Raw genomic sequence first — 21475 nt, 5'->3', positions numbered from 1 at the left:
ACCTTTGCCTGACCTCCGCCCCAAAGGATTATGTCGATGCTATCAGCTCTCAGGCTCTGCCTTGCGTGTCTTGTTTGCCTGATCGCCGTTCCTGTACAGGCACAGCAACAAAACTCCCCGATCCAGCAGCTTTTGCAGACACATGGCGAGGTCATCACGAAATCATCGCGCAAAACGATACAACCCGCAATTGATGCTCTCGCGACGTCGACCCTGCCGGATGCACAGATCGTTCTGGAGCGCTGGCGCGACAAAGAGATGTGGGTCAACAAGGAGACTGGTTTTTTTGTCTTCGCCGAAAAGGCACCAGACAAAATGATCAAGCTGTTTGATGTGGCAGGTGGCGGTGAATTTGGTCTGGCTGAAGCCAAAGCTTATAAGCAGCTCAAACCAAATTCCGGTATACGCGGACTGATTTCCGCCGCGCTTGTACAATTCCAATTGTCCGATCCGAACCCGATTGCTCGGCTGGAGGCGCTCAAGGCCATTGAACGCGATCCTGATGCGTCTCATCTGGCAGCCCTACGCTCAGCAATGGACAGCGAAGACATGCCCAAACTCCAGACCCGGACCGCGCGGTTGGAACGGCTGTTGACCATCCAGTTCGACAAGAATGTGGACGCGCGTATTGATGCCATTGCGCATTTTGATGGCGACCTGGGTGTTGATTTGCGCGCCGTTCTCAACCCGCTGTCGGCCACCAAAATCGACGTAGCAGAATATGCGCCCGAAGATGCGCGTGTCATCACACCGGGTGATGATCTTTTGTCGCGCGACGAAGCCTATGACATGCTGGTGGCCAAGGCCCTTGCTCCTGCCCGGGTGAGTTCTGACGCAATACGCAACGCGCTGGTCGAAAATATTGAGGGCTCCACTGTGGCAGGTATTCAGGTGGCCTCGCTAGACACGGATCAAGCCCGCCTTGCGGCCTATGCTGAATTGGCTCGCGAGGGGCGCGTACCACCCGTGATCGGGGATGCAGACATCGCGCAATCCCTGTCAGAATTCGTCTTTTTCCAAAGCTTTACCGGCGCGCCTTTACCGGTGGCCCTTGCGGCCGAACAAGCCTTGAAGAACATCGAAGCCAAGCTTGTGCTGAACCAGACGGCCGATCTCGCGCTGGATGCGCTGTCGCTTGCGTCGATCTACTTTCTGGCGGCCATCGGGCTGGCGATCACCTTTGGCGTCATGGGCGTTATCAACATGGCACATGGCGAGTTCATCATGATGGGCGCGTATACGGGCTATGTCGTGCAGCTCTTTGTACCTGACCATACGCTGTCGATCCTGCTGGCCATTCCACTGGCCTTTGCGGTCACCTTCAGCGCGGGCGTGGCGATGGAGCGGCTGGTGATCCGCTGGCTTTATAATCGCCCGCTTGAAACGCTGCTGGCCACGTTTGGCGTATCGATCGCACTGCAGCAACTGGCCAAGAACATCTTTGGCACGCAGGCCCGCCCATTGACCGCGCCTGATTGGCTGGATGGGTCCTGGATCGTCAATGACGTGATCGCGATCAGCTATATCCGTATCGCGATCTTCGTGCTGGCTTTGCTGTTCCTTGTGCTTTTCCTCTTTGTGATGAACCGAACCCGTCTGGGACTTGAGGTGCGTGCGGTCACGCAGAACCCGCGCATGGCGGCGTCCATGGGCATCAATCCCGACAAGATCAACATGCTGACCTTCGGGTTTGGATCCGGCATTGCTGGCATTGCCGGCGTTGCCATCGGACTCTACGCAAAAGTCACGTCCGAGATGGGCACAGACTACATCGTGCAGTCCTTCATGACCGTGGTCGTGGGGGGCGTGGGCAACATCTGGGGTACGCTTCTGGGCGCGTCACTGGTGGGCGTGCTGCAAAAGAGCATTGAATGGTTCAACCCGTCCAACACGCTCGCAGCGCAGACCTATATGATCCTCTTCATCATCCTCTTCATCCAGTTCCGGCCGCGCGGTATCATCGCGCTCAAGGGCCGCGCAGCCGAGGCATGATGCATGGCTGATCTCACGCTGAACCCGCCCCGCCGCCCGCTGATTATGCGAAACCCGTCTGTGGTGATCTTCATCGGCCTGCTGGGGCTCTTTACCATCGGCGTCACGGTGCTGGCCGAAGGCTTTGGCATAGGCGTCATCTCAACCAGCTTCGTCAAGACGTTGGGCAAGACGCTCTGCCTTTGCCTGGTCGCCTTGGCGATGGATCTGGTCTGGGGCTACACTGGCATTCTCAGCCTTGGGCATATGGCGTTTTTCGGAATCGGCGGCTACGCAATCGGCATGTGGCTCATGTATGCGCGCACCGAAATCATCGTCGTGCAAAGCCTAGCCTCAGCGCCGTTACCGCCGACACCGCAAGAGATCACTGATGGGATCGCCACGCAGATTTTCGGCGTTGTCGGCGCATCAGAATTCCCGCCGATTTGGGCCTTTGCCCATTCTCTGCCGTTGCAACTAGCCGCCGTGGTCCTGGTTCCCGGCCTGCTGGCACTGATCTTCGGCTGGTTGGCGTTTCGCAGCCGGGTGACGGGCGTCTACCTCTCGATCCTGACGCAAGCGGGCACGCTCGCTCTCTCGCTGTACCTTTTTCAAAATGACAGCGGATTGCGCGGCAACAATGGCCTCTCGGGCTTGCAGAATTTGCCCGGGCTGGATGCAGTGCAGCAATCTACAGTGTCGATGTGGTTTTTCTGGGCCTCAGCCGCGGCCCTGGGCGGTACCTATCTGCTGTGCACCTGGATGGTGTCCGGCAAGTTCGGCTCGGTCATAAGAGCGATCCGCGATGACGAAGCGCGCGTACGGTTCCTTGGCTACTCGGTCGAGGCTTACAAGCTGTTTATTTTCACCTTCACCGCCGTGATCGCGGGCATTGCGGGCGCCCTCTATTACCCACAAGCCGGGATTGTGAACCCGGCAGAGCTTGCGCCGATTGCGTCGATTTACCTCGCCGTATGGGTCGCGATTGGCGGTCGTGGACGGCTTTATGGCGCCGTTATCGGCGCAGCCTTTGTGTCACTTCTGTCTACGTGGTTCACAGGCGGGCAAGCCCCGGACATCCACCTGGGCGGCTACACGATCCAATGGGTGGATTGGTGGACGGTTCTTTTGGGCCTGTCTTTTGTCTGCGTCACGCTTTTCGCCCCGCGCGGCATTGGCGGGCTCTTTGACCGCCTTGCCAACCTGCGCAATCCGATCCGCCACGGCGCCGACCTTGGACCTGATGCCGGGTCACTGCGGGAAAAGGAGGCCGAGAAATGAGCCAGCTTCTCGAAGTGTCAGGCGTTTCTGTCTCATTCGATGGGTTCAAGGCCATCAACAACCTGTCCTTCCAGATCGGCCCGGCAGAAATGCGCGCGGTGATTGGCCCCAATGGCGCAGGCAAGACCACGTTCATGGACATTGTTACCGGCAAAACTAAGCCGGACGAGGGCTCAGTCCTTTGGGGGGAAAAGTCGCAATCCCTATTGTCGATGAACGAAAGCCACATTGCCCAGGCAGGCATTGGCCGCAAGTTTCAGCGCCCGACCGTTTTCGAAGATCAAAGCGTGGCAGATAACCTGATGCTCGCGCTCAAAAAGGACCGCAGCCCCTGGTCTGTACTGCGGTTCCGACCTAGCCAGGCCGATCACGACCGTACCGCGCAGCTAGCGGATGAAATCGGCCTTTCAGGTGTGCTGACCCGTAAGGCGGGAGAATTGAGCCACGGGCAAAAGCAATGGCTAGAAATCGGGATGCTGCTGGCACAGGACCCAAAACTGCTTTTGGTCGATGAACCGGCCGCGGGTATGACGCCGTCGGAACGCGAACATACAACCGACATATTGGTCGAAGCTGCCAAAACGCGGGCTGTGGTTGTTGTCGAACATGACATGGAGTTCGTCCGCCGCCTTGGATGCAAGGTCACTGTTCTGCACGAAGGGTCGGTTCTGGCCGAAGGCTCGATCGAGCATGTGACGTCGAACGAGAAGGTGATCGAGGTGTATCTTGGCCGCTAAAACCCTGGAAATCTCGGACCTGACACTGCATTACGGCGGGAGCCAGATCCTTTATGGTGTTGATATCGAAGCGCAAAAGGGCGCGGTGACCTGCGTCATGGGCACCAATGGCGTGGGCAAGACCAGCCTGCTCAAGGCCATTTCCGGCACGCATCCGCGGAGTGGTGGCCAATACGTCCTGGACGGAGAAGTCATCGGCAAAGCAAGTGCTCAGCTACTGGCGCGTAAGGGTGTGGCTTACGTACCCCAGGGGCGCGATATCTTTCCCTATCTGACGGTCAAAGAGAACCTTGAAACAGGGTTTGCCACTCTGCCCAAAGCGGACCGCAAAGTGCCAGATGAGATCTTTGATCTTTTCCCGATCCTGCGGGATTTTTGGGGCGCCGAGGTGGGGATCTATCAGGAGGACAACAACAGCAATTGGCCATCGCGCGGGCGTTGGTGACGCGGCCAAAACTTCTATTGTTGGATGAACCGACCGAAGGCATCCAACCCAATATCATCAAGCAGATTGGCGCAGTGATCGAAAGTCTCAAACTATCCGGCGATATTGCGATTATTTTGGTCGAACAATATTTCGATTTTGCATTCGAACTCGGCGATGAGTTTGTAGTTTTGGAACGGGGAAAGCCAAGGTATTGCGCAACAAAAGCGCAAACCGAACGGGACGATCTATTAAGAGCTGTTGCGCTCGACTCGTAACACGACTGAGCGCTATTTGCCTCAATTGGGGCAGCAGTCTTTCCAGAGGTAAAGACCACAGCTTTGCTTCACGTCTGATTGCCGAAAGCGAATGTCTGCTTTGGGAAAGCTGCAGTGCAGCAAATTAGTTAGATGTGAATGGTTGCTTTGGGCCGATGCCAACTTTCCAGTATGGGGCATTCGAAGCAACTAAAGTGAACCACATGCAATAAATCGTATCGTTGGATTCGAATGACCATTTCATACGTTAGAGGGTTAGTGCACTTTGTTTTTCAGTCGAATTTTGATATCCTCATTCAAATTCTCTTAGAATACAAAATTGTATATGTCGCATTTTTCAAGGCTTAAAACCTGCATTATAGCGCTGCTGGTCGCTCTTTTGTCAGTGTGTGGCGGCGCGAGTGATGGTGCGGCAGAGAACGTCACCAAAGATTTTGTGACGATAACTGTGGCCAGTCCGCCCCCCATGACCGGAACGTGGCAAGACTATTCCAGCGTCATTCAAAAGACCTCGCCAGATGTCTTTGCAACAGCCATGAAAAAGGCGCTGCAGGATTACCTGACAGCGCAGATGCTAGCGCCGAAGCTGGAACCGAACGTGGCTGGCAAGGCTGGCATTTTCGTCGTCAGCAGGCAAAGTCAGATTAAGATGAACCCCGGCGAGTTCTTCTCCAAAAGATGCATGCTGGTATCAAGAGATTATATCGTTCTTTCAGTCCGTATTGGCGACGGTGCAGAGGCGGTTACGCCTGATGAAACGAAAGCGATTTTTGCAAAACACGAGTTGTTTCACGCGGTACAGTACGAACACCCCTGGACTAAGACAGGAAAAGATGGCCGACAGTGCACTACGCCCAGCGATTGGATTATGGAGGGCACCGCGGATGCTGCGGCCATGTTCCTGCACGAAAGAGATAACGGCAAACCCAAGCGGCCAATTGAACTGTTTGAAGATTACAAAAACATCGTCGGTCTTCGGCCCTACTATGTTTCATTGCACGAAAACACGGCCAACTGGAGACAGTGCTATACCGACGAAAATCTATGCCCATACCGGTTTGATAAATACGCCGAATTGAAAGGGTATCTGGACTATAATGTCAGCGCATTTTGGCGCCATATGATGGAGCGCATAAAGGGGGCCGGCACCAAGGAATATAGCCTGAAACGGCTTGAGGCGCTGACACTTCTGATGAACCATAAGCCCCTGACCAAGGCCGAATTGACACACTACTCCAACCCGTTGTCGGGAGAAGATATTGCGAGTGCAAATGCGTTTTCCAGACATGGTGTCTGGCTCGACTGGGTTGCGCGCTTCGTGTCTCAATATCATGGCGATTTTCATTATGCGTTTGCCGAGTTTGTCACTGAATTCGCGTCCTGGCCTGTCTCGAAGTATTCCGCAAACAAAGAGGACTGGCTTTCAACCGCATTTGGCGGATGTCACAAGCAAGAGCTGAACCCGACGACCCAAACCCATTCCTTCGAAATAAAGAAAGTCGAGGGAAAGCCATCAAACCTGCTCTATCCGGTCGCTGCGAGGTGTTTTGAAATCACGCTATCGGGGTTTCCCAACGAGGTGGAACTCTCTGTCGAAGTGCACACCCAGAATGAAGGTCAGGCGGATCAGCTCAACCTTGGAATGGCCTTTGAAGAGGTGCCAGCTTTTCAAGGCGGTGGGCGTTTGGACACCTGCTACGACGCCGCCAAGGGCGTAAAGCGTGGGGAGTTTAAGTGTCTCTACTTCGGTAAGGTTGGAAAATGGGAGGGTGACGAAAAAACCAAGACGGCGAAGTCTTGGCGATTTGAACCACGACAACTGGACGGCGGTACATTGCAGCAGACATTTGTACTGGCGAACGTGAAACCCGGCACACCGTCCGAAACGGAAACGGTTGAAGAAGCAACGGTGCATTTTTCTGTGAAATCAATTACCGAGTCCGGCAAAACGGGTTTCCGCGTCCCAAGCGGCCTTGAGACAGGGTCAATACCGGATCTGAAAACACCCAAACGTGATCTGCTTTATGGCATCGGAAATGGCGGTGCATTGTCCGGGATTTACCCAATGAACATGGCGCCTTTGTCCTTTGTACGCGATGATACCCGCAAGGGTAGCCTTGATCCACATGCCATAGCGTCCGCAAACGTTCAGAAAATCAACTTTGAACAGCGCATTCGGGAACCAAAAGACGAAAGACAGCCAGACTACAAATACACCCTTTTACCCTTGGAAATTATTGATTTCGGTCGGACGGGTGATTTTCATGCTGTTATAGAAAGACGGTCGACAAATGATAGCGAACCGCCCGTCCTCAACATGTTATGTGCGGGTGCAGAAGATCAGAAAGCACTAACGATCACGCGGTCCGATGACGCCGCTTTGCACATGCGCGTAAGAACCCCACTTTGCAGTAGCAAAACCGGCGATTTCATGGATTGTATCAATGGATGCCCGGTATTTGAGACATTGGATATCGATGTGACTCTTGGCGGTGGGTGGCGGTATTTTGCGGCGAACAAGCCAAGGGATATTATAACCCCGGGAGTGCGGCACGATATCGACCGTTACCACCAGACTGTCTTTGGCGAGCCTGTACGTCTCACACCACTTCCGGACCTCAAATCTGTACCGGAAAAAGGGTTTCCTACGGTTGCGCCCACGGTCAGGGCCACTGTGCAAGACGAAGTGTCGACCTGCGATTGTTCGTGCAAGTCACTCGAAGAAATCGAAGAGTTGCAGGGCAACGCTCTGGCCATGCTCAAGCCCGGCACTCTGACCAAGCTCCAATGCATCAGTGAATGTATGTCCGAGTTCACAGTGTGCAAACAATAAAGACCGGCCGGCAACCACCAAACTGCTCCGAGCTTCGATCCATCGTAGTGTCCGACGTCAGCGTGAACTGCACACTTGAAGGCGATATGACAGGGCATTTTTTCTGGCGCATCGCTAATCGTAAATGCTGCAAAAGGCACGAACGGTCGGTTCCACTGCCTGCAACACAACATGGCTGGGTCATGACGAGCGTCCGCTCTAGGCCGCTGGCTACGCAAATAAAAAGCTCCCGTTCGTCAATTCGGAATCCTTCACAATCGCACTATACTGTTGAGCATCTTCAACCCGACTCACTCGAGTTTGAAAAAGTCGCCACGACCGAAAGGAGAGATCAACATGACATTCGTATTGCTCAACCGCCGCACTGTCCTGTCCGTTGCGGGCGCCGCTTTGGCGACTGGTTTCGCTTCAGCCGCTGTTCCCGCTCGAGCGGAAACTGTCGCTCCAACACCTTCAATGCGAGGTGGGTCCAACAACTACCTTCCCGGAGCGCCAATCGTGGATCGGATCGGGGGAGGCGGCTTCTGGATGACGGGGACCGTGCGACGCGCTGGTGATGGCACACCGCTTGCAGGACAACGCATCCAGATTTGGGCACATACGACCGAAGGGCATGAGCGTGATCCCCATAGTCACGGCGCCACGCTTACTGACGAGAACGGAAAATTCCGACTTGAAATGCCACGGATCGTGCCGGCCTTTGGCCAACCTCACGGCCATCTCGCCTACGATAGCGGTGAGTTCGAAACCGTCTTCCTGCGGCCGGTGATGCCGAGCGCGACAGATACCAGCCTTAGCGCCCATTTCGTCCTACAACCGGTGTGACAGGGTGGGTCCAAAAACAAAGGTTTGGGCCCGCAGATCATTGATATGGGCTGCTCTTTCGACAGCCTTGGTACTACCCGTCGTTGTTGCAGCACAAAGCCCACTGCTTGCTTGGCGGGACCCTATCTACATCGCGGCTGGTTTTGCGGGCATCATCGGGTTGTGTCTTATGGTCGTCCAACCCCTGCTGGCAGCAGGATACTTGCCCGGCCTTCCCTTTCAACGCGGGAAGCGCACACATCGCTGGATAGGGATGACTCTGGTATTGGCGGTGGTGATCCATGTTGTGTCCCTGTGGATCACCAGCCCGCCAGACGTGATCGACGCTCTTCTCTTTGTCTCGCCGACATACTTTTCAGCTTGGGGTGTTGTTGCCATGTGGGCCATCATAGCGGCTGCCGTTCTGGCAGGATTCCGTAGGCGATTGCGTTTGCGATGGCGCATCTGGCGTCTGGGCCACACGACACTGGCGGCGACAGCGGTGGCTTGTAGCGTTGTCCATGCCGTGCTGATCGAAGGTACGATGGAGACGGTCTCAAAGGTGGCGTTGTGCATGCTTGTGATTGCAGTGACCGCGAAGGTGTATGTCGATCTCAAGGTTTGGGTGGTCCGAGAGCGCCGACAGAGATGAAAGCCAAATCGATGACACTTAGCGCGATCCTCGAAAGGCACATGTGTTGTCCCATATGATCGACGTGATAACGGTTAACGCCCTTCCAAACGGAAATTTCGGGATTTAGCGCATGAAAGCGATCACACAGATTCCCGGAAAGACACGAGGTGGTCTAAAGGGTAGCTCACTCGTCGAGTCAAAATGCTGCGACGTTGGTCAGTAACCGGTCTCGGGAATAGGGTTTGGCGAGTTATCCATATCCTAAATCTCCGCCATGGGTCGGACATTAACTCTGAAGCGGTATTTCAATGCAACCGAATTTGTTCATACACTTGACGTCCCAATAGCGATCAAATAGGTGATATTTCTGTTGAGCGGGCGTTGTGTAGTGGTAAGACCTTAGCCTTCCAAGCTAATGACGCGGGTTCGATTCCCGCCGCCCGCTCCACCCCAACATCCTCGAAAATTCAGCCTGGCGCGGCGATCTGGCACTTGACCCTTCTGCGTGTCATCGCCAAACACTTTTTCGAGGAACGAAGGGAAGCTGATGGTGCGCAGATCGTCCGAGGGGGCGGATCAAATGGACCGGGAAACGTCGAAGCGTGTGGGTGCTTTGGCGCATCTTTGGCCGTTTTTGTCCCCCTATAAAATCCTGCTGGGATGTGCGGTTCTGGCCCTTGTACTGACGGCCAGCGTGTCACTTGTTTTGCCGATGGCAGTGCGCCGGGTGGTGGATAATTTCGGCGTTGAAGACGGCGCAATTCTTGACCTTTATTTCACGGCTGCACTTGGTGTCGCAGCGCTTCTCGCGATCGGCACCGGGCTGCGATACATGCTGGTGACGCGCCTTGGGGAGCGTGTTGTGGCAGATATCCGCAAAGCCGTTTTTGGCCGGGTCATCGGGCTCAGCCCTGCGTTCTTCGAACGGCTGATGACCGGTGAAGTGCTCAGCCGGATTACCACTGACACCACACTGATCCTCAGTGTGATCGGATCCTCCGTTTCCATCGCCCTGCGCAACCTGCTGATCTTCGCGGGTGGTTTGATCCTGATGCTTTTCACCTCCGCAAAACTCACCGCGATGGTTTTGTTGATCGTTCCATTGATCATTGTACCGATCCTTACATTGGGTCGGCGGCTGCGCGTTCTGAGCCGGGAAAACCAGGATTGGATTGCCGCGAGTTCCGGCAATGCCTCCGAAGCGCTGCTTAGCGTTCAAACGGTGCAGGCCTTCACCCACGAAAACGCCAGCCGCGATGCGTTTGGTGAGGTCACCGAGCATAGCTATGCCGCGGCACGCAAACGCGTCACGACCCGCGCCTGGATGACCGTGATCGTGATTTTCCTGGTCTTTACCGGCGTTGTCTGTGTGCTGTGGATCGGGGCGCGTGATGTGCGCGCGGGTGGCATGAGCCCGGGCACCCTTGTTCAATTCCTGATTTACTCCATCATGGTTGCGGGCGCGGTTGCAGCACTTTCGGAGATATGGGGCGAATTGCAGCGCGCAGCCGGCGCCACCGAACGTCTTGTCGAATTGCTGAACGCCACGGATCAGGTTCTGGATCCGGCCGCCCCGGTTGCATTGCCGCGTCCGGTGCAAGGTGACATTCGGTTTGAGAACGTGAATTTTACCTACCCGTCACGCCCTGATACGCCAGCGCTCGACGCGCTGGACCTGCATATCAAGCCGGGGGAAACCGTTGCACTTGTCGGGCCGTCCGGTGCAGGCAAGACCACAATCATTCAGTTGATACAGCGATTTTATGACCCCGATGCGGGCCGGGTGACACTGGATGGGCTGGACCTGTCTGAAATGGCACGCTCGGATTTCCGGCAGGCGCTGGCGCTGGTCCCACAGGACCCGGTGATTTTTGCCGCCTCCGCGCGTGATAACATCCGCTTTGGCCGGCTGGACGCCACCGATGCGGAGGTCGAAGAAGCCGCACGTGCCGCCGCAGCACATGAGTTTGTGACCGCACTGCCCGATGGGTACGACAGTTATCTGGGAGAACGCGGTGTGATGCTTTCGGGCGGTCAGCGGCAGCGGATTGCCATCGCACGCGCGATTTTGCGCGATGCGCCGGTGCTTTTGCTGGACGAAGCCACGTCCGCGCTGGATGCGGAAAGCGAGCGCGCCGTGCAGGGAGCCGTTGACGCCATGGCCCAATCCCGCACGACGATCATCGTGGCGCACCGGTTGGCCACCGTCAAAAAGGCCGACCGGATTATCGTACTGGATCAGGGTCGCATCGTGGCGCAAGGCAGTCACGATGCGCTGGTGGCCGAAGGGGGCCTTTACGCCCGGCTGGCCCGGCTGCAATTCACCGATGGTCACGCCGCCTGAAGCGTCAAAAATTGCCGCCAAATAATTTGATCAAATTATGTTGGCAAGTTCTGTCAAACTCAGTATTCTCTCGGAAAAACCGATGGGTAACCCCTGATGGACCTCAGCACATATCAAACGTTTCGCGTCGCGGCCTGCGACCTGAATGGCCGTATGCGGGGAAAACGCGTGCCTGCGGATTATGCCGCCAAACTTTCGAAGGGCGCGGTGCGCATGCCCCTTTCGGCATTGAATGTGGACATCTTTGGCGCGGATATTGAGGACAGCCCATTGGTGTTTGCCTCTGGTGATGCCGACGGGATCTTGATGCCCACGGACAGAGGTCCGATGCCCCTGCCCTGGCTTGCGGTCGATCAACCTTTGGTGCCGATGATGATGTATCACGATGACGGCGCGCAGTTCATGGGCGACCCGCGCCATGCGTTGATGGCCGTTCTGGATCGCTATGCGGCCCGCGGCTGGCAGGTGATCGCGGCAACCGAACTCGAATTCACGCTGGTAGATGACAGCGGCGACGCCCTCAACACGGTACGTGATCCGCGCAGCGGCCGCAGATTGACCGCCCCCGGTGTCTTGTCACTGGCGCAGATGGACGCGTTCGATCCGTTTCTGAGCGCGCTCTATGACGGCTGCCAGCAAATGGGCATCCCGGCCCAAACCACCACCAGCGAAGCCGGAATCGGCCAGTTCGAGATCACATTGAACCACCAAAACGCCCTGCGTGCAGCGGATGACACATGGGCCTTCAAATCGCTCATCAAGGGGGTCGCGCGGCAGCACGGGTTTGCCGCGACCTTCATGGCCAAACCATTTGCTGAGGATTCTGGAAACGGGATGCACCTGCATTTCTCGGTTCTGGATGCCAACGGCAGGAACGTTTTTGATGATGGCACGGAAGTCGGCACGAACGTGATGCGCGCCGCCGTGGCCGGATGCGTGGCCGCCATGCCCGGCTCGACCCTGATCTTTGCCCCTCATGCCAATAGCTACACACGCTTGGTGCCGGACGCCCATGCACCCACCGGTGCCGGTTGGGCCTATGAAAACCGGACTGCGGCCATTCGCATCCCCGGCGGGCCGCCCGCCGCGCGACGTATCGAACACCGGGTCGCCGGTGGTGATATCACGCCCTACCTGACATTCGCCGCCATTCTGGGCGCGGCCATTTCAGGCATCGAAGACGAGTTGACGCCCCCTGAACCGCTCAGTGGCAATGCCTATGAGCAGGACCTGCCGCAACTGGCCTCTGATTGGCGCTCGGCGATCGATCTGTTTGAAACCGACGCCATGATCGCCCGAATTTTCCCGCCCGAGATCATTGCAAATCTGCTGATGACCAAGCGCCAGGAAGCCCGTCTGATGGCCGAAATACCCGAAGCGGATCACTGGAAGACCTATCTTGAAACTGTTTAACCTCTCTGCAATCGGGCCGTATCGCGCCCAAGCCACGATCACTTTACGAGACCAAGAATGAAAATCGGTATCCTTGTTACTGGCCACGCCATTCCTGAATTTACCGCGGATTACGGCGGCGATTACGACGCGGTTTTTGCCCATATGCTGCGCGGTCACGGGTTTGAATTCGAAGGCTTCAACGTTGTCGACAATGAATTTCCGGACGGCCCGGAAGCGGCCGATGGCTGGCTGATTACCGGATCAAAGCATGGTGCGTATGAGGATCATGAGTGGATCCCGCCGCTGGAGCAATTGATCCGCGATATCTATGCCGTTGGCAGGCCTCTGGTGGGGGTTTGCTTTGGCCATCAGATCATTGCCCAGGCCTTGGGCGGCACGGTTGAAAAGTTCAAAGGCGGCTGGTCTGTCGGGCGCACGACCTACGACATCGAAGGTCAAGACATGGCGATCAATGCATGGCACCAGGATCAGGTGACGGAACTGCCGCCCGGCGCCACGGTGATCGGCTCATCAGACTTCTGCGAGAATGCGGCGCTGGTCTACGACAACCGCATTTACACCATCCAGCCGCATCCCGAATTCACCTCGCGGATGGTCGGCCAATTGCTGGACACGCGCGGGCGCGGCGTTGTGCCCGACGCGTTGATTGATGAGGCAGCCACCAAGCTGGACGCGCCCATCGACAGCGACAAAATCGCCACCCGTGTGGCCGAATTCTTCAAGCAAGGAGCCTGAGACATGGCCGACTGGAAAATGAACCTGCCCGATGCGGCCAAGACCTATCTGGAGGGGCGGCGGCTGGACGAGGTGGAATGCATCGTATCCGATCTGCCCGGCATCGCGCGCGGCAAGGCCGTACCTGCCAGCAAGTTTGCCAAGCAGGCCTTTTTCCACCTGCCGGATTCAATCTTCTTTCAAACCATCACCGGCGGTTGGGGCGAAGCAGCAGATGAAAACGAAGGTTTCATCGAAAAAGACATGATCCTGCGGCCTGACTTCACCACGGCAACCGCAGCGCCATGGACGGGCGACTGGACATTGCAGGTGATCCACGATGCCGAAGATCGCGATGGTAACCCCATCCCGTTCAGCCCCCGCAATGTGCTGCGCCGGGTGGTTGATCTTTATGCGAAACGTGGCCTCAAGGCTGTTGTCGCCCCGGAGATGGAATTTTTCATCGTCGCCCCCAACATTGACCCCGCGCATGAAATCAAACCCATGATGGGCCGCTCAGGCCGCCCTGCTGCCGCGCGACAGGCCTATTCCATGACTGCGGTCGATGAATTTGGCCCCGTGATCGACGACATCTACGATTTTGCCGAGCATCAAGGGTTTGAGATTGACGGCATCACCCAGGAAGGCGGCGCGGGCCAGCTTGAGATTAACCTTTTGCATGGCGACCCGATCAAACTGGCGGATGAGGTTTTCTATTTCAAACGCCTCATTCGCGAAGCCGCATTGCGCCACAATGCCTTTGCCACCTTCATGGCCAAACCCATCGCCGAAGAGCCCGGATCCGCCATGCATATCCACCATTCGATTCTGGATTTTGAGACCGGCGAGAACATCTTTGTCGGCCCGCAGGGGGGTGAAACCGACGCGTTCTATCACTTCATCGGTGGGTTACAGACTCATATGCCCTCGGCCATCGCCGTGCAGGCACCTTATGTGAATTCCTATCGCCGCTATGTCAAAGACAATTCCGCGCCGATCAATCTGGCCTGGGCGCGCGATAACCGCACCACCGGCATTCGTGTGCCGCTCTCCAGCCCCAAGGCGCGACGCGTTGAAAACCGGCTGGCCGGGATGGATTGCAATCCCTATCTGGCCATCGCGGCCTCGCTAGCCTGCGGATTGCTGGGGATCATGAACGAAACGCGGCCCGACAAGCAGTTCAAAGGTGATGCCTATGCGGGCACGTCCGAAATCCCGCAGGTGTTGGGTGACGCGCTTGATCTTTTTGATGCCAACACGGCCCTGCATGACATTCTGGGCCCTGAGTTTGCACGGGTTTATTCTATCGTGAAGCGCGCCGAATATGATGAGTTCTTGCAGGTGATCAGCCCGTGGGAGCGCGAGCACCTGCTGATGAACGTTTGAGCATCGTGACCTGATGAACCTGCTTTATGCCAATGACCGTCCGGGCACTTATCCCGACAGCTGGTACGCCGCCACGGCGCGCCCGTTAGAGCCGTTCGGACGCCTGAAAGGCCGGACAAAGGCTGATGTCTGCATCGTCGGTGCGGGGTACACGGGCCTATCCGCCGCGCTGCACCTGGCCGACGCCGGGCGGGACGTGGTTTTACTCGATGCACACCGCGTCGGATTTGGTGCCTCTGGTCGCAATGGCGGGCAACTTGGCAGTGGACAGCGTCAGGATCAGGAAAGCCTTGAACGCTTGGTGGGAGCCGAGGATGCGAGGAAACTTTGGGCACTGGCAGAGGATGCGAAAACCCTCGTTAAATCGTTGGTCTCAAAACATAAAATCAAGTGTTACCTTAAGTCTGGGATCGCGCATGCCTGTCTATCCACACGCGAAGTTGACGAAGAGCATGCGTATGCCGAACACCTGCAATCGCGCTACGACTACGCCCAAATCGAAACGCTCGACCATGATGCGATGCAGGCCATTTGCCCCTCGCCTGCTTACATGGGCGGCACGTTGGATATGGGGGCGGGTCACTTGCACCCGCTGGCCTACGCCTTGGGTCTTGCGCGCACCGCGGCCACGGCGGGCGTTCGTATCCACGAAATGTCGGAGGTGCATGATATCAAGCCCGGCCCAAAAACCGTGGTGCGTACCAACCACGGGCAGGTTGAGGCGGACCATGTGATCCTGGCCTGCAACGGGTATCTGGGCGGGCTGGATCGCAAAGTCGCGGCCCGGGTGATGCCCATCAATAATTTCATTGCCGCCACCAAACCCTTGGGCGAAGAGGCCGCGCGTGTCCTGACGCGGGACATTGCCGTGGCGGACACCAAATTCGTGGTCAACTATTTCCGGCTGAGCCACGACAACCGGCTGCTGTTTGGCGGTGGCGAAAGCTATGGCTATCGCTTCCCGGCGGACATCGGGGCGACCGTCCGCAAACCAATGAGCAAGATTTTCCCGCATCTAGCCGATGTCGAGATTGACTATGCCTGGGGCGGCACTTTGGGCATCACCATGAAACGCATGCCCTACCTGGCCCGGTTGGCGCCCAATATCCTGACCGCATCGGGGTATTCCGGCCATGGCGTTGGCACAGCGACCCATGCCGGTCAGTTGATGGCATTGGCCATCGCCGGGCAAACCGACGGGTTTGACACCATGTCGCGCATACCAACGCCGTCCTTCCCCGGCGGCACGCTCATGCGCTCTCCCCTGCTGGCGCTGGCCATGACCTGGTACGCGACGCGCGACAAACTGGGTGTCTGAACGCTCACAGCCCACTCTTTTACAATCGTAATTCCAACAGTCAGTCAGGCAGGCAGGCAGGCAGAATTTCTGCCGATCGAGAGCTGTCACAAAACTTTATCTTTCCTGACACATTAATTTGTTTTAGAAAAACCGAAAGCCACATTCAGGAAATCCGAAACTATGACACTTGCTCCGAATGTTTATGACGCCGAACCCATCCCCGACGCCGCCCGTGCCGAGATTGACCGGATGCTGCAATCTGGCGACCTCTTTCGCTATACCGCGCCGGAAAATGCGCCGGTGACGCTTCTGGAGCACGAGTTTGCACAGATGATGGGAAGCAAATACGCGCTGGCTGTTTCATCTTGCTCGGCGGCACTCTTTTTGTCGCTCAAGGCGCTTGGCCTACCCCGCGATGCCCGTGTCCTGATCCCGGCTTTCACCTTCGCTGCTGTGCCGTCATCGGTTGTGCATGCCGATTGCATCCCGGTCCTGTGCGAAGTCGCTGACAATTACCGGATTGATATCGGTGACTTTGAGGCCAAACTGGATGACACGATCAGCGCCGTCATCATCAGCCATATGCGCGGTCACACCTCGGATATGGATGAAATCATGGCCCTTTGCCATGCACGCGGAGTGCCGGTGATCGAAGATGCCGCACATTCGCTTGGCACAACATGGAACGGTCGTAACATCGGCACCATCGGACGGGTTGGATGTTTCAGTTTTCAGTCCTACAAGCTGGTGAATGCCGGTGAAGGCGGCATCATGATCACCGATGACGCCGACCTTATCGCCAGCGCTGTCATCATGTCCGGCGCGTACGAGCATAACTGGTCCAAGCATATCGCAGGCGATGACCCCAAATTGGACTCAGCATTTGCAAAAATGCAGAACCAACTGCCACTCTACAACCTTCGGCTGGGAAATCTGTCGGCCGCCATTATCCGCCCGCAATTGGCGGAAGTACCCCGACGTGTGCGTGACGGGCGCAGAAATCATGACTATGTCGCGGCGCGTCTCAACATGTCTTCCTGGCTGCAAGTACCTGAAAAGCTTGAGAATGAAGAGCGTGCGCCGGATTCTATCCAATTCAATCTGGTCGGTCTGAATGCCGAGGAAACGCGTGCCTTTGCGGATGCCACGGCCGCGGCCGGTATCAAAGTTCAGGTCTTTGGCCTGAGCCAGGACAATGCACGTGCTTTCTGGAACTGGAACTTCTTGCCCTGTGAGGCTCCTGAACTTCCGCAAACCCGAGCCATGCTGATCAAGGCCTGCGACACGCGCCTGCCCGCCCGATTGACCACACCAGAATTGGACGTGATCGCCGACACTATTGTCAATGCGGTTAACGATGTGATGGCACCCGCCCGCGCCTACGGCACTTGATTGAAATAGGTTGAAGCGGACCATTTACCGTTCAGTTCAGGCGGACCCCATTTCTGACAAGAGCCGCCGCTGGATTTTTCCCGAAGGGCCCTTGGGAAGGTCATCCAGAAAATGGATGTGGTCTGGGCATTTGAATTTTCCCAGTTTTTTCAAACAAATAGCCATCAGCTCAGCCTCTGAAAGAGACGAGGCCGCGTCGACCTTGACCGCCGCCTCGATACGCTCGCCGTAGCTGTTGCAAGGGCGTGAAAAGGCCGCCGCTTCGATCACGTCGGGGTGCGAATAAAGCGCCTCGTCAATTTCGCGCGGGGCGATGTTTTCGCCACCCTTGATGATCAACTCCTTGAGCCGCCCGGTAATGAACAGATACCCATCGCCGTCCATGCGTCCCAGATCGCCGGTGCGCAGCCAGCCATCAGGCGTGAATGTATCGCGCGTGGCTTCCGGGTTTTTCAGGTATTCAAGCATCACATTCGGGCCCCGCACGGCCACTTCGCCTTCCTGCCCAACAGGCATGGCGGCAAAATTCGGGGCGAGAATACGTACTTCGTTGCCGTAGGCGATGCCCGGTGACCCGATTTTCCGCACACCGGGCGGCAGCGGGTTGGACAGGATCTGGGCTGCGGTCTCTGTCAGCCCCATGGTTTCGACAATCGGCACGCCAAATCGCGTCTCGAACGCGGTCTGGACGTCCGGTGACAGTGGGGATGAGGCTGAGCGACCAAATCTTAGCCGGGCCTTGGTCGCAGCATCGGGATTGAGATCGGAATGCAGCAGGTGCGAAATGATCGTGGGCACCACAGAAAACCACGTGGCGCCGGTGCGCGCGGCGTTCGCCCAAAACCGGCTGGCGGAAAACTTGGGGCACATCGCGAGCGACCCGCCCGAGACCAACGCCCCCATGACCGTGACGCAGAGCCCGTTGATATGACAGATGGGCAGCACGCAAAACCCACGATCCTCAGACGTCAGCGCATGGGCCACAGCAGTGGTCCAGCCGCCGGCCAACAGGCTCGATTGTGTGTGTACCACGCCCTTGGGACGACCCGTGGTGCCAGATGTGTACATCAAAAGTGCATGATCACCCGGCATGACCGCGTGCAATTCGGCGCTGTCAGCTTCACCTGCGTCCAGTCGCGCAATCCGTCCACCAGAGGCCGCCTCGAACATCTCCATCTGGCCGTCGCCCACAAAGGCAAACCGGCTTTCTGAGTGCTCCAGCGCATAAGCGATGGCCTCCTGCCCGGCGACAAGATTGATCATCGTGGCGCGGAACCCGCCATAGAGCGCCCCAAAAAGGCATTCGACTGCCGCCCGCCCGTTGGGCATCATGATCGCAACGCTTTCGCCATGCGAGATGCCACGCGCCGTCAGAGCGCCTGCGATGCGGGCAGCAGTATCGCGCAAGTCAGCCCAACTCAGGTCTTCCTCTCCTTCAGGAAAGACAAAGGCCGTGCCACCCCAATTTGCGCGGTGATCGATCCAATCGCGCAGCGTGCCCGCCGGCGGGGTATCCGGGGAAAACTTCATTTTCCCACATGATCCCAATAGGATGCAAAGATATCTTCAACCGCTGGCTCACGCGATGGAATTTCGCGGATCACTTTGGTTGTCTGCATGAAATGGCGCCAATGCAGGTTGTCATCAATCGAATTGCCGCCCCAAGTGCCACAGCCCATGCTGAGCGAAAACGGCATGCCGTTGTTGAACGCACCACCTGTGGCAAAGCAATGCGCCTGATTAACGATCACGCGGCAGGTCGGGATCGCGGCCCCCAGAGCCATGGCGCGGCTGTCATCCTTGGAATGCAGGCCAATCGAGTGCCCCGCCCCCATATGGCTCAGAATGCGCGCCGCAATGGATTGCGCATCGGCAAAATCGCGCGCCCGATAAAGGGCCGCAACCCGGCTCAGCTTTTCGCCTGAGAGCGGATGTTCCGGGCCGATGCCATCGGTTTCCACCGCCAGGAATTTTGTGTCCGCCGGAACTTTGCCCGCCATATCCAGCGCCTCAAGCATCGGGGCCGCATCCTGCGCGATCACAGCGCGGTTCAAATGCCCGTCGGGCCAAAGCTTGGCAATAATCCCGTCCGCATTGGACGCAGGGACCAGCGCGCCGCCCTTCTTCGCCAAGGCCGCTACGAATTCATCATAGATCGCATCGACCACCACGATTTCATTTTCGGACGAGCAGGAGGTCGCGTTGTCAAAACACTTGGAGGCCGCGATCTTGGCCGCGGCGGCGCTCAAATCCGCAGTCTCATCCACGATCACGGTGACGTTGCCTGCCCCCACGGCCACGGCGGGCGTGCCGCTGGTATAGGCGCGGCGCACGTTGTCCTGACTGCCGGTGACGACAAGTAAATCTGCAGCTTCGAGCATGCGTTGGGTTTTGGCCTTGGACCCCGGCGCCGGGACCATCTGGACCAGATCATGATCGAGCCCGATCTTGTCGAACTCGGCATAGATGTAGCGCAGCAGCAATTCACAGCTCGGAATCCCCTTGGGCGACGGCGAGAGCACAATCGCATTGCCGCATTTGAGCGCATTGATGATGTTGTTCGCAGGCGTCGCCGCCGGGTTGGTCGACGGTACAACCGCGCCGATCACCCCCACGGGACGTGCAATTTTGGTGATGCCGGTGGCCGGATCATCCTCGATCACGCCACACGTCTTGGCATCGGCGATATCGCGCATCAGGCCAAGCGTCTTGCGGTGGTTCTTGGTAATCTTGTCGGGCACATTGCCCAAGCCCGTTGTCTTGACCGCCAGCTCGGCCAGAGCCTTGTTGCGGGCGGGTTCCATGATGGCCCAACCGGCCGCGGCGGCGGCGGTGTCATAGCGTTCCTGAGTGGCATCTTTTTCATAGGCCTTTTGCGCGGCACGCGCACGGGCCATGACTTGATCAACACTGGCAAGATCGTCCTGGGCGTTCATGGGAATATCCTATCTGGTTGGGGAAAGGGCGGATGCCGCCCCTTCCAGTTTTGCGTTTTGTTTCAGAGGCCTGCAAGCAGTTCCGCAAGCGTTTCCTGACGCGCGGCCCACATGGCCTGCACCTCTTCGCGGGTCATGATGTGCATGGGCGATCCGCCGGCTTTCATCTTTTTCGCAACCCGGTCATTGGCAAACATTTCGGGCACAGTGGCCGACAGTTTGTCGATGATTTCCTGTGGCGTGCCCTTGGGCACCATCACACCGCGAAAGTTCACGCTGGCATTGTCGATATCAAGACCCTGCTCTTTCATCGTTGGCACGTCTGGCAGGAACTCATTGCGCTCCAGATCAAACACGCCAAGGATCTTGACGTTGCCCGCCTGCTGCGCGCGGAACGCATCGCTGAGATTGTTGACACCCGCCATCACTTCACCCGCGATCACGGCTTTCATCGCCGCAGCACCGCCGCCCTTGGTCGGGATATAAGCCATTTTCACGCCTGCTGCTTTTTCAAGCTGCAACGCTGCGATGTGGTGACCCACGAACAGACCTGCGCCTGAAAACGTGAGCTTGCCGGGGTTTTCCTTGGCAAAGGCCACGGCGTCGTCCATCGACCCCATCTCACTGTCTGCGGCTACAACGAATACCGCCGGGTCCGCGCCCCAGTTGGCAATCGGCTCAAAGCTGTCGGCGGAATATTCCACGCCGCCCTTGATCGACTGGGCGATGAAATGCGGGATGTTGTAGGCGGCCAGTGTGTAGCCGTCACTCTCGGCTTGCGTGGCAAACCAGTTCCAGCCCACGCGCCCACCGGCGCCCGGCTTGTTGATGATGGCGATTGGCATGCCAAGCGCATCCTCATTGCCCGCCGTCATGGTCACGATACGCGCCTGAAAGTCCGTTGCACCCCCCGCGCCATAGCTGACCATCATCATGATCGGTCGGTCCGGGTAATCTTGGGCCACGGCGGCGCTGCCACCCAGGGCCATCAGGGTCATGGCGACCCCTGCCAGTAGTTTCTTCAT

The 21475-nt window shown here is 57.3% G+C and carries 15 protein-coding genes, 1 tRNA gene and 1 pseudogene; 14 read left to right on the top strand and 3 right to left on the bottom strand.

Translation table 11 applies throughout. The annotated features are described in order from the left end of the window. Positions 1-36: 36 nt before the first annotated feature. From urtB to ACZ1HJ_RS11190, 14 genes and pseudogenes are all read left to right on the top strand, one after another. The gene (gene urtB / locus ACZ1HJ_RS11255; RefSeq protein WP_472718758.1) at positions 37-1992 is read left to right on the top strand and encodes an urea ABC transporter permease subunit UrtB; all 1956 of its coding nucleotides are present in this window, start codon (positions 37-39) and stop codon (positions 1990-1992) included. A gap of 3 nt (positions 1993-1995) precedes the next feature. After that, positions 1996-3252: an urea ABC transporter permease subunit UrtC gene (urtC, locus tag ACZ1HJ_RS11250; RefSeq protein WP_472718757.1), complete on the top strand. Its 1257-nt coding sequence runs from the start codon at positions 1996-1998 to the stop codon at positions 3250-3252. After that, complete coding sequence (gene urtD / locus ACZ1HJ_RS11245; RefSeq protein WP_472718756.1) at positions 3249-3989, top strand: urea ABC transporter ATP-binding protein UrtD; 741 nt, start codon at positions 3249-3251, stop codon at positions 3987-3989. Before urtC ends, urtD begins: the two co-directional genes overlap by 4 nt. After that, a pseudogene (gene urtE / locus ACZ1HJ_RS11240) lies at positions 3979-4691 on the top strand (urea ABC transporter ATP-binding subunit UrtE). The gene urtD and the pseudogene urtE overlap by 11 nt, the downstream one beginning before the upstream one ends. Before the next feature lie 466 nt (positions 4692-5157). Then, positions 5158-7524, top strand: coding sequence for a hypothetical protein (locus ACZ1HJ_RS11235; protein ID WP_472718755.1), 2367 nt, complete (start codon positions 5158-5160; stop codon positions 7522-7524). Between the two features lie 336 nt (positions 7525-7860). Then, on the top strand, positions 7861-8349 hold the full coding sequence (locus ACZ1HJ_RS11230; protein ID WP_472718754.1) for a twin-arginine translocation pathway signal: 489 nt from the start codon (positions 7861-7863) through the stop codon (positions 8347-8349). Positions 8350-8353: 4 nt separating this feature from the next. Then, on the top strand, positions 8354-8980 hold the full coding sequence (locus ACZ1HJ_RS11225) for a ferric reductase-like transmembrane domain-containing protein (protein ID WP_472718753.1): 627 nt from the start codon (positions 8354-8356) through the stop codon (positions 8978-8980). A 356-nt stretch (positions 8981-9336) separates the two neighbouring features. Then, a tRNA-Gly gene (locus ACZ1HJ_RS11220) sits at positions 9337-9410 on the top strand. 99 nt (positions 9411-9509) lie between these two features. Beyond that, entirely contained in the window at positions 9510-11306 is a 1797-nt protein-coding gene (locus tag ACZ1HJ_RS11215) for an ABC transporter transmembrane domain-containing protein (RefSeq protein ID WP_472718752.1), read from the top strand. Positions 11307-11402: 96 nt separating this feature from the next. After that, positions 11403-12719, top strand: coding sequence for a glutamine synthetase family protein (locus tag ACZ1HJ_RS11210; RefSeq protein ID WP_472718751.1), 1317 nt, complete (start codon positions 11403-11405; stop codon positions 12717-12719). Between the two features lie 57 nt (positions 12720-12776). Further along, positions 12777-13457 carry a type 1 glutamine amidotransferase gene (locus tag ACZ1HJ_RS11205; RefSeq protein WP_472718750.1) on the top strand — a complete coding sequence of 227 codons (681 nt, stop codon included), beginning with the start codon at positions 12777-12779 and terminating at the stop codon, positions 13455-13457. Between the two features lie 3 nt (positions 13458-13460). Further along, positions 13461-14822, top strand: coding sequence for a glutamine synthetase family protein (locus tag ACZ1HJ_RS11200; RefSeq protein ID WP_472718749.1), 1362 nt, complete (start codon positions 13461-13463; stop codon positions 14820-14822). A 13-nt stretch (positions 14823-14835) separates the two neighbouring features. Continuing rightward, complete coding sequence (locus ACZ1HJ_RS11195; protein ID WP_472718748.1) at positions 14836-16140, top strand: NAD(P)/FAD-dependent oxidoreductase; 1305 nt, start codon at positions 14836-14838, stop codon at positions 16138-16140. Between the two features lie 162 nt (positions 16141-16302). After that, the gene (locus tag ACZ1HJ_RS11190; protein WP_472718747.1) at positions 16303-17514 is read left to right on the top strand and encodes a DegT/DnrJ/EryC1/StrS family aminotransferase; all 1212 of its coding nucleotides are present in this window, start codon (positions 16303-16305) and stop codon (positions 17512-17514) included. A 36-nt stretch (positions 17515-17550) separates the two neighbouring features. On the opposite strand, the gene ACZ1HJ_RS11185 is transcribed toward ACZ1HJ_RS11190, so the two are convergent. From ACZ1HJ_RS11185 to ACZ1HJ_RS11175, 3 genes are all read right to left on the bottom strand, one after another. Next, positions 17551-19044: an AMP-binding protein gene (locus ACZ1HJ_RS11185; RefSeq protein WP_472718746.1), complete on the bottom strand. Its 1494-nt coding sequence runs from the start codon at positions 19042-19044 to the stop codon at positions 17551-17553. Next, a complete protein-coding gene (sauS, locus tag ACZ1HJ_RS11180) occupies positions 19041-20450 on the bottom strand; it encodes an acylating sulfoacetaldehyde dehydrogenase (protein WP_472718745.1) in 1410 nt (469 codons plus the stop codon). Before sauS ends, ACZ1HJ_RS11185 begins: the two co-directional genes overlap by 4 nt. Positions 20451-20512: 62 nt before the next feature. Further along, complete coding sequence (locus ACZ1HJ_RS11175) at positions 20513-21475, bottom strand: Bug family tripartite tricarboxylate transporter substrate binding protein (RefSeq protein ID WP_472718744.1); 963 nt, start codon at positions 21473-21475, stop codon at positions 20513-20515.

Source organism: Roseovarius sp. JB2-10, from assembly GCF_055693585.1.
This window is presented reverse-complemented; position numbering and strand designations above follow the sequence as displayed.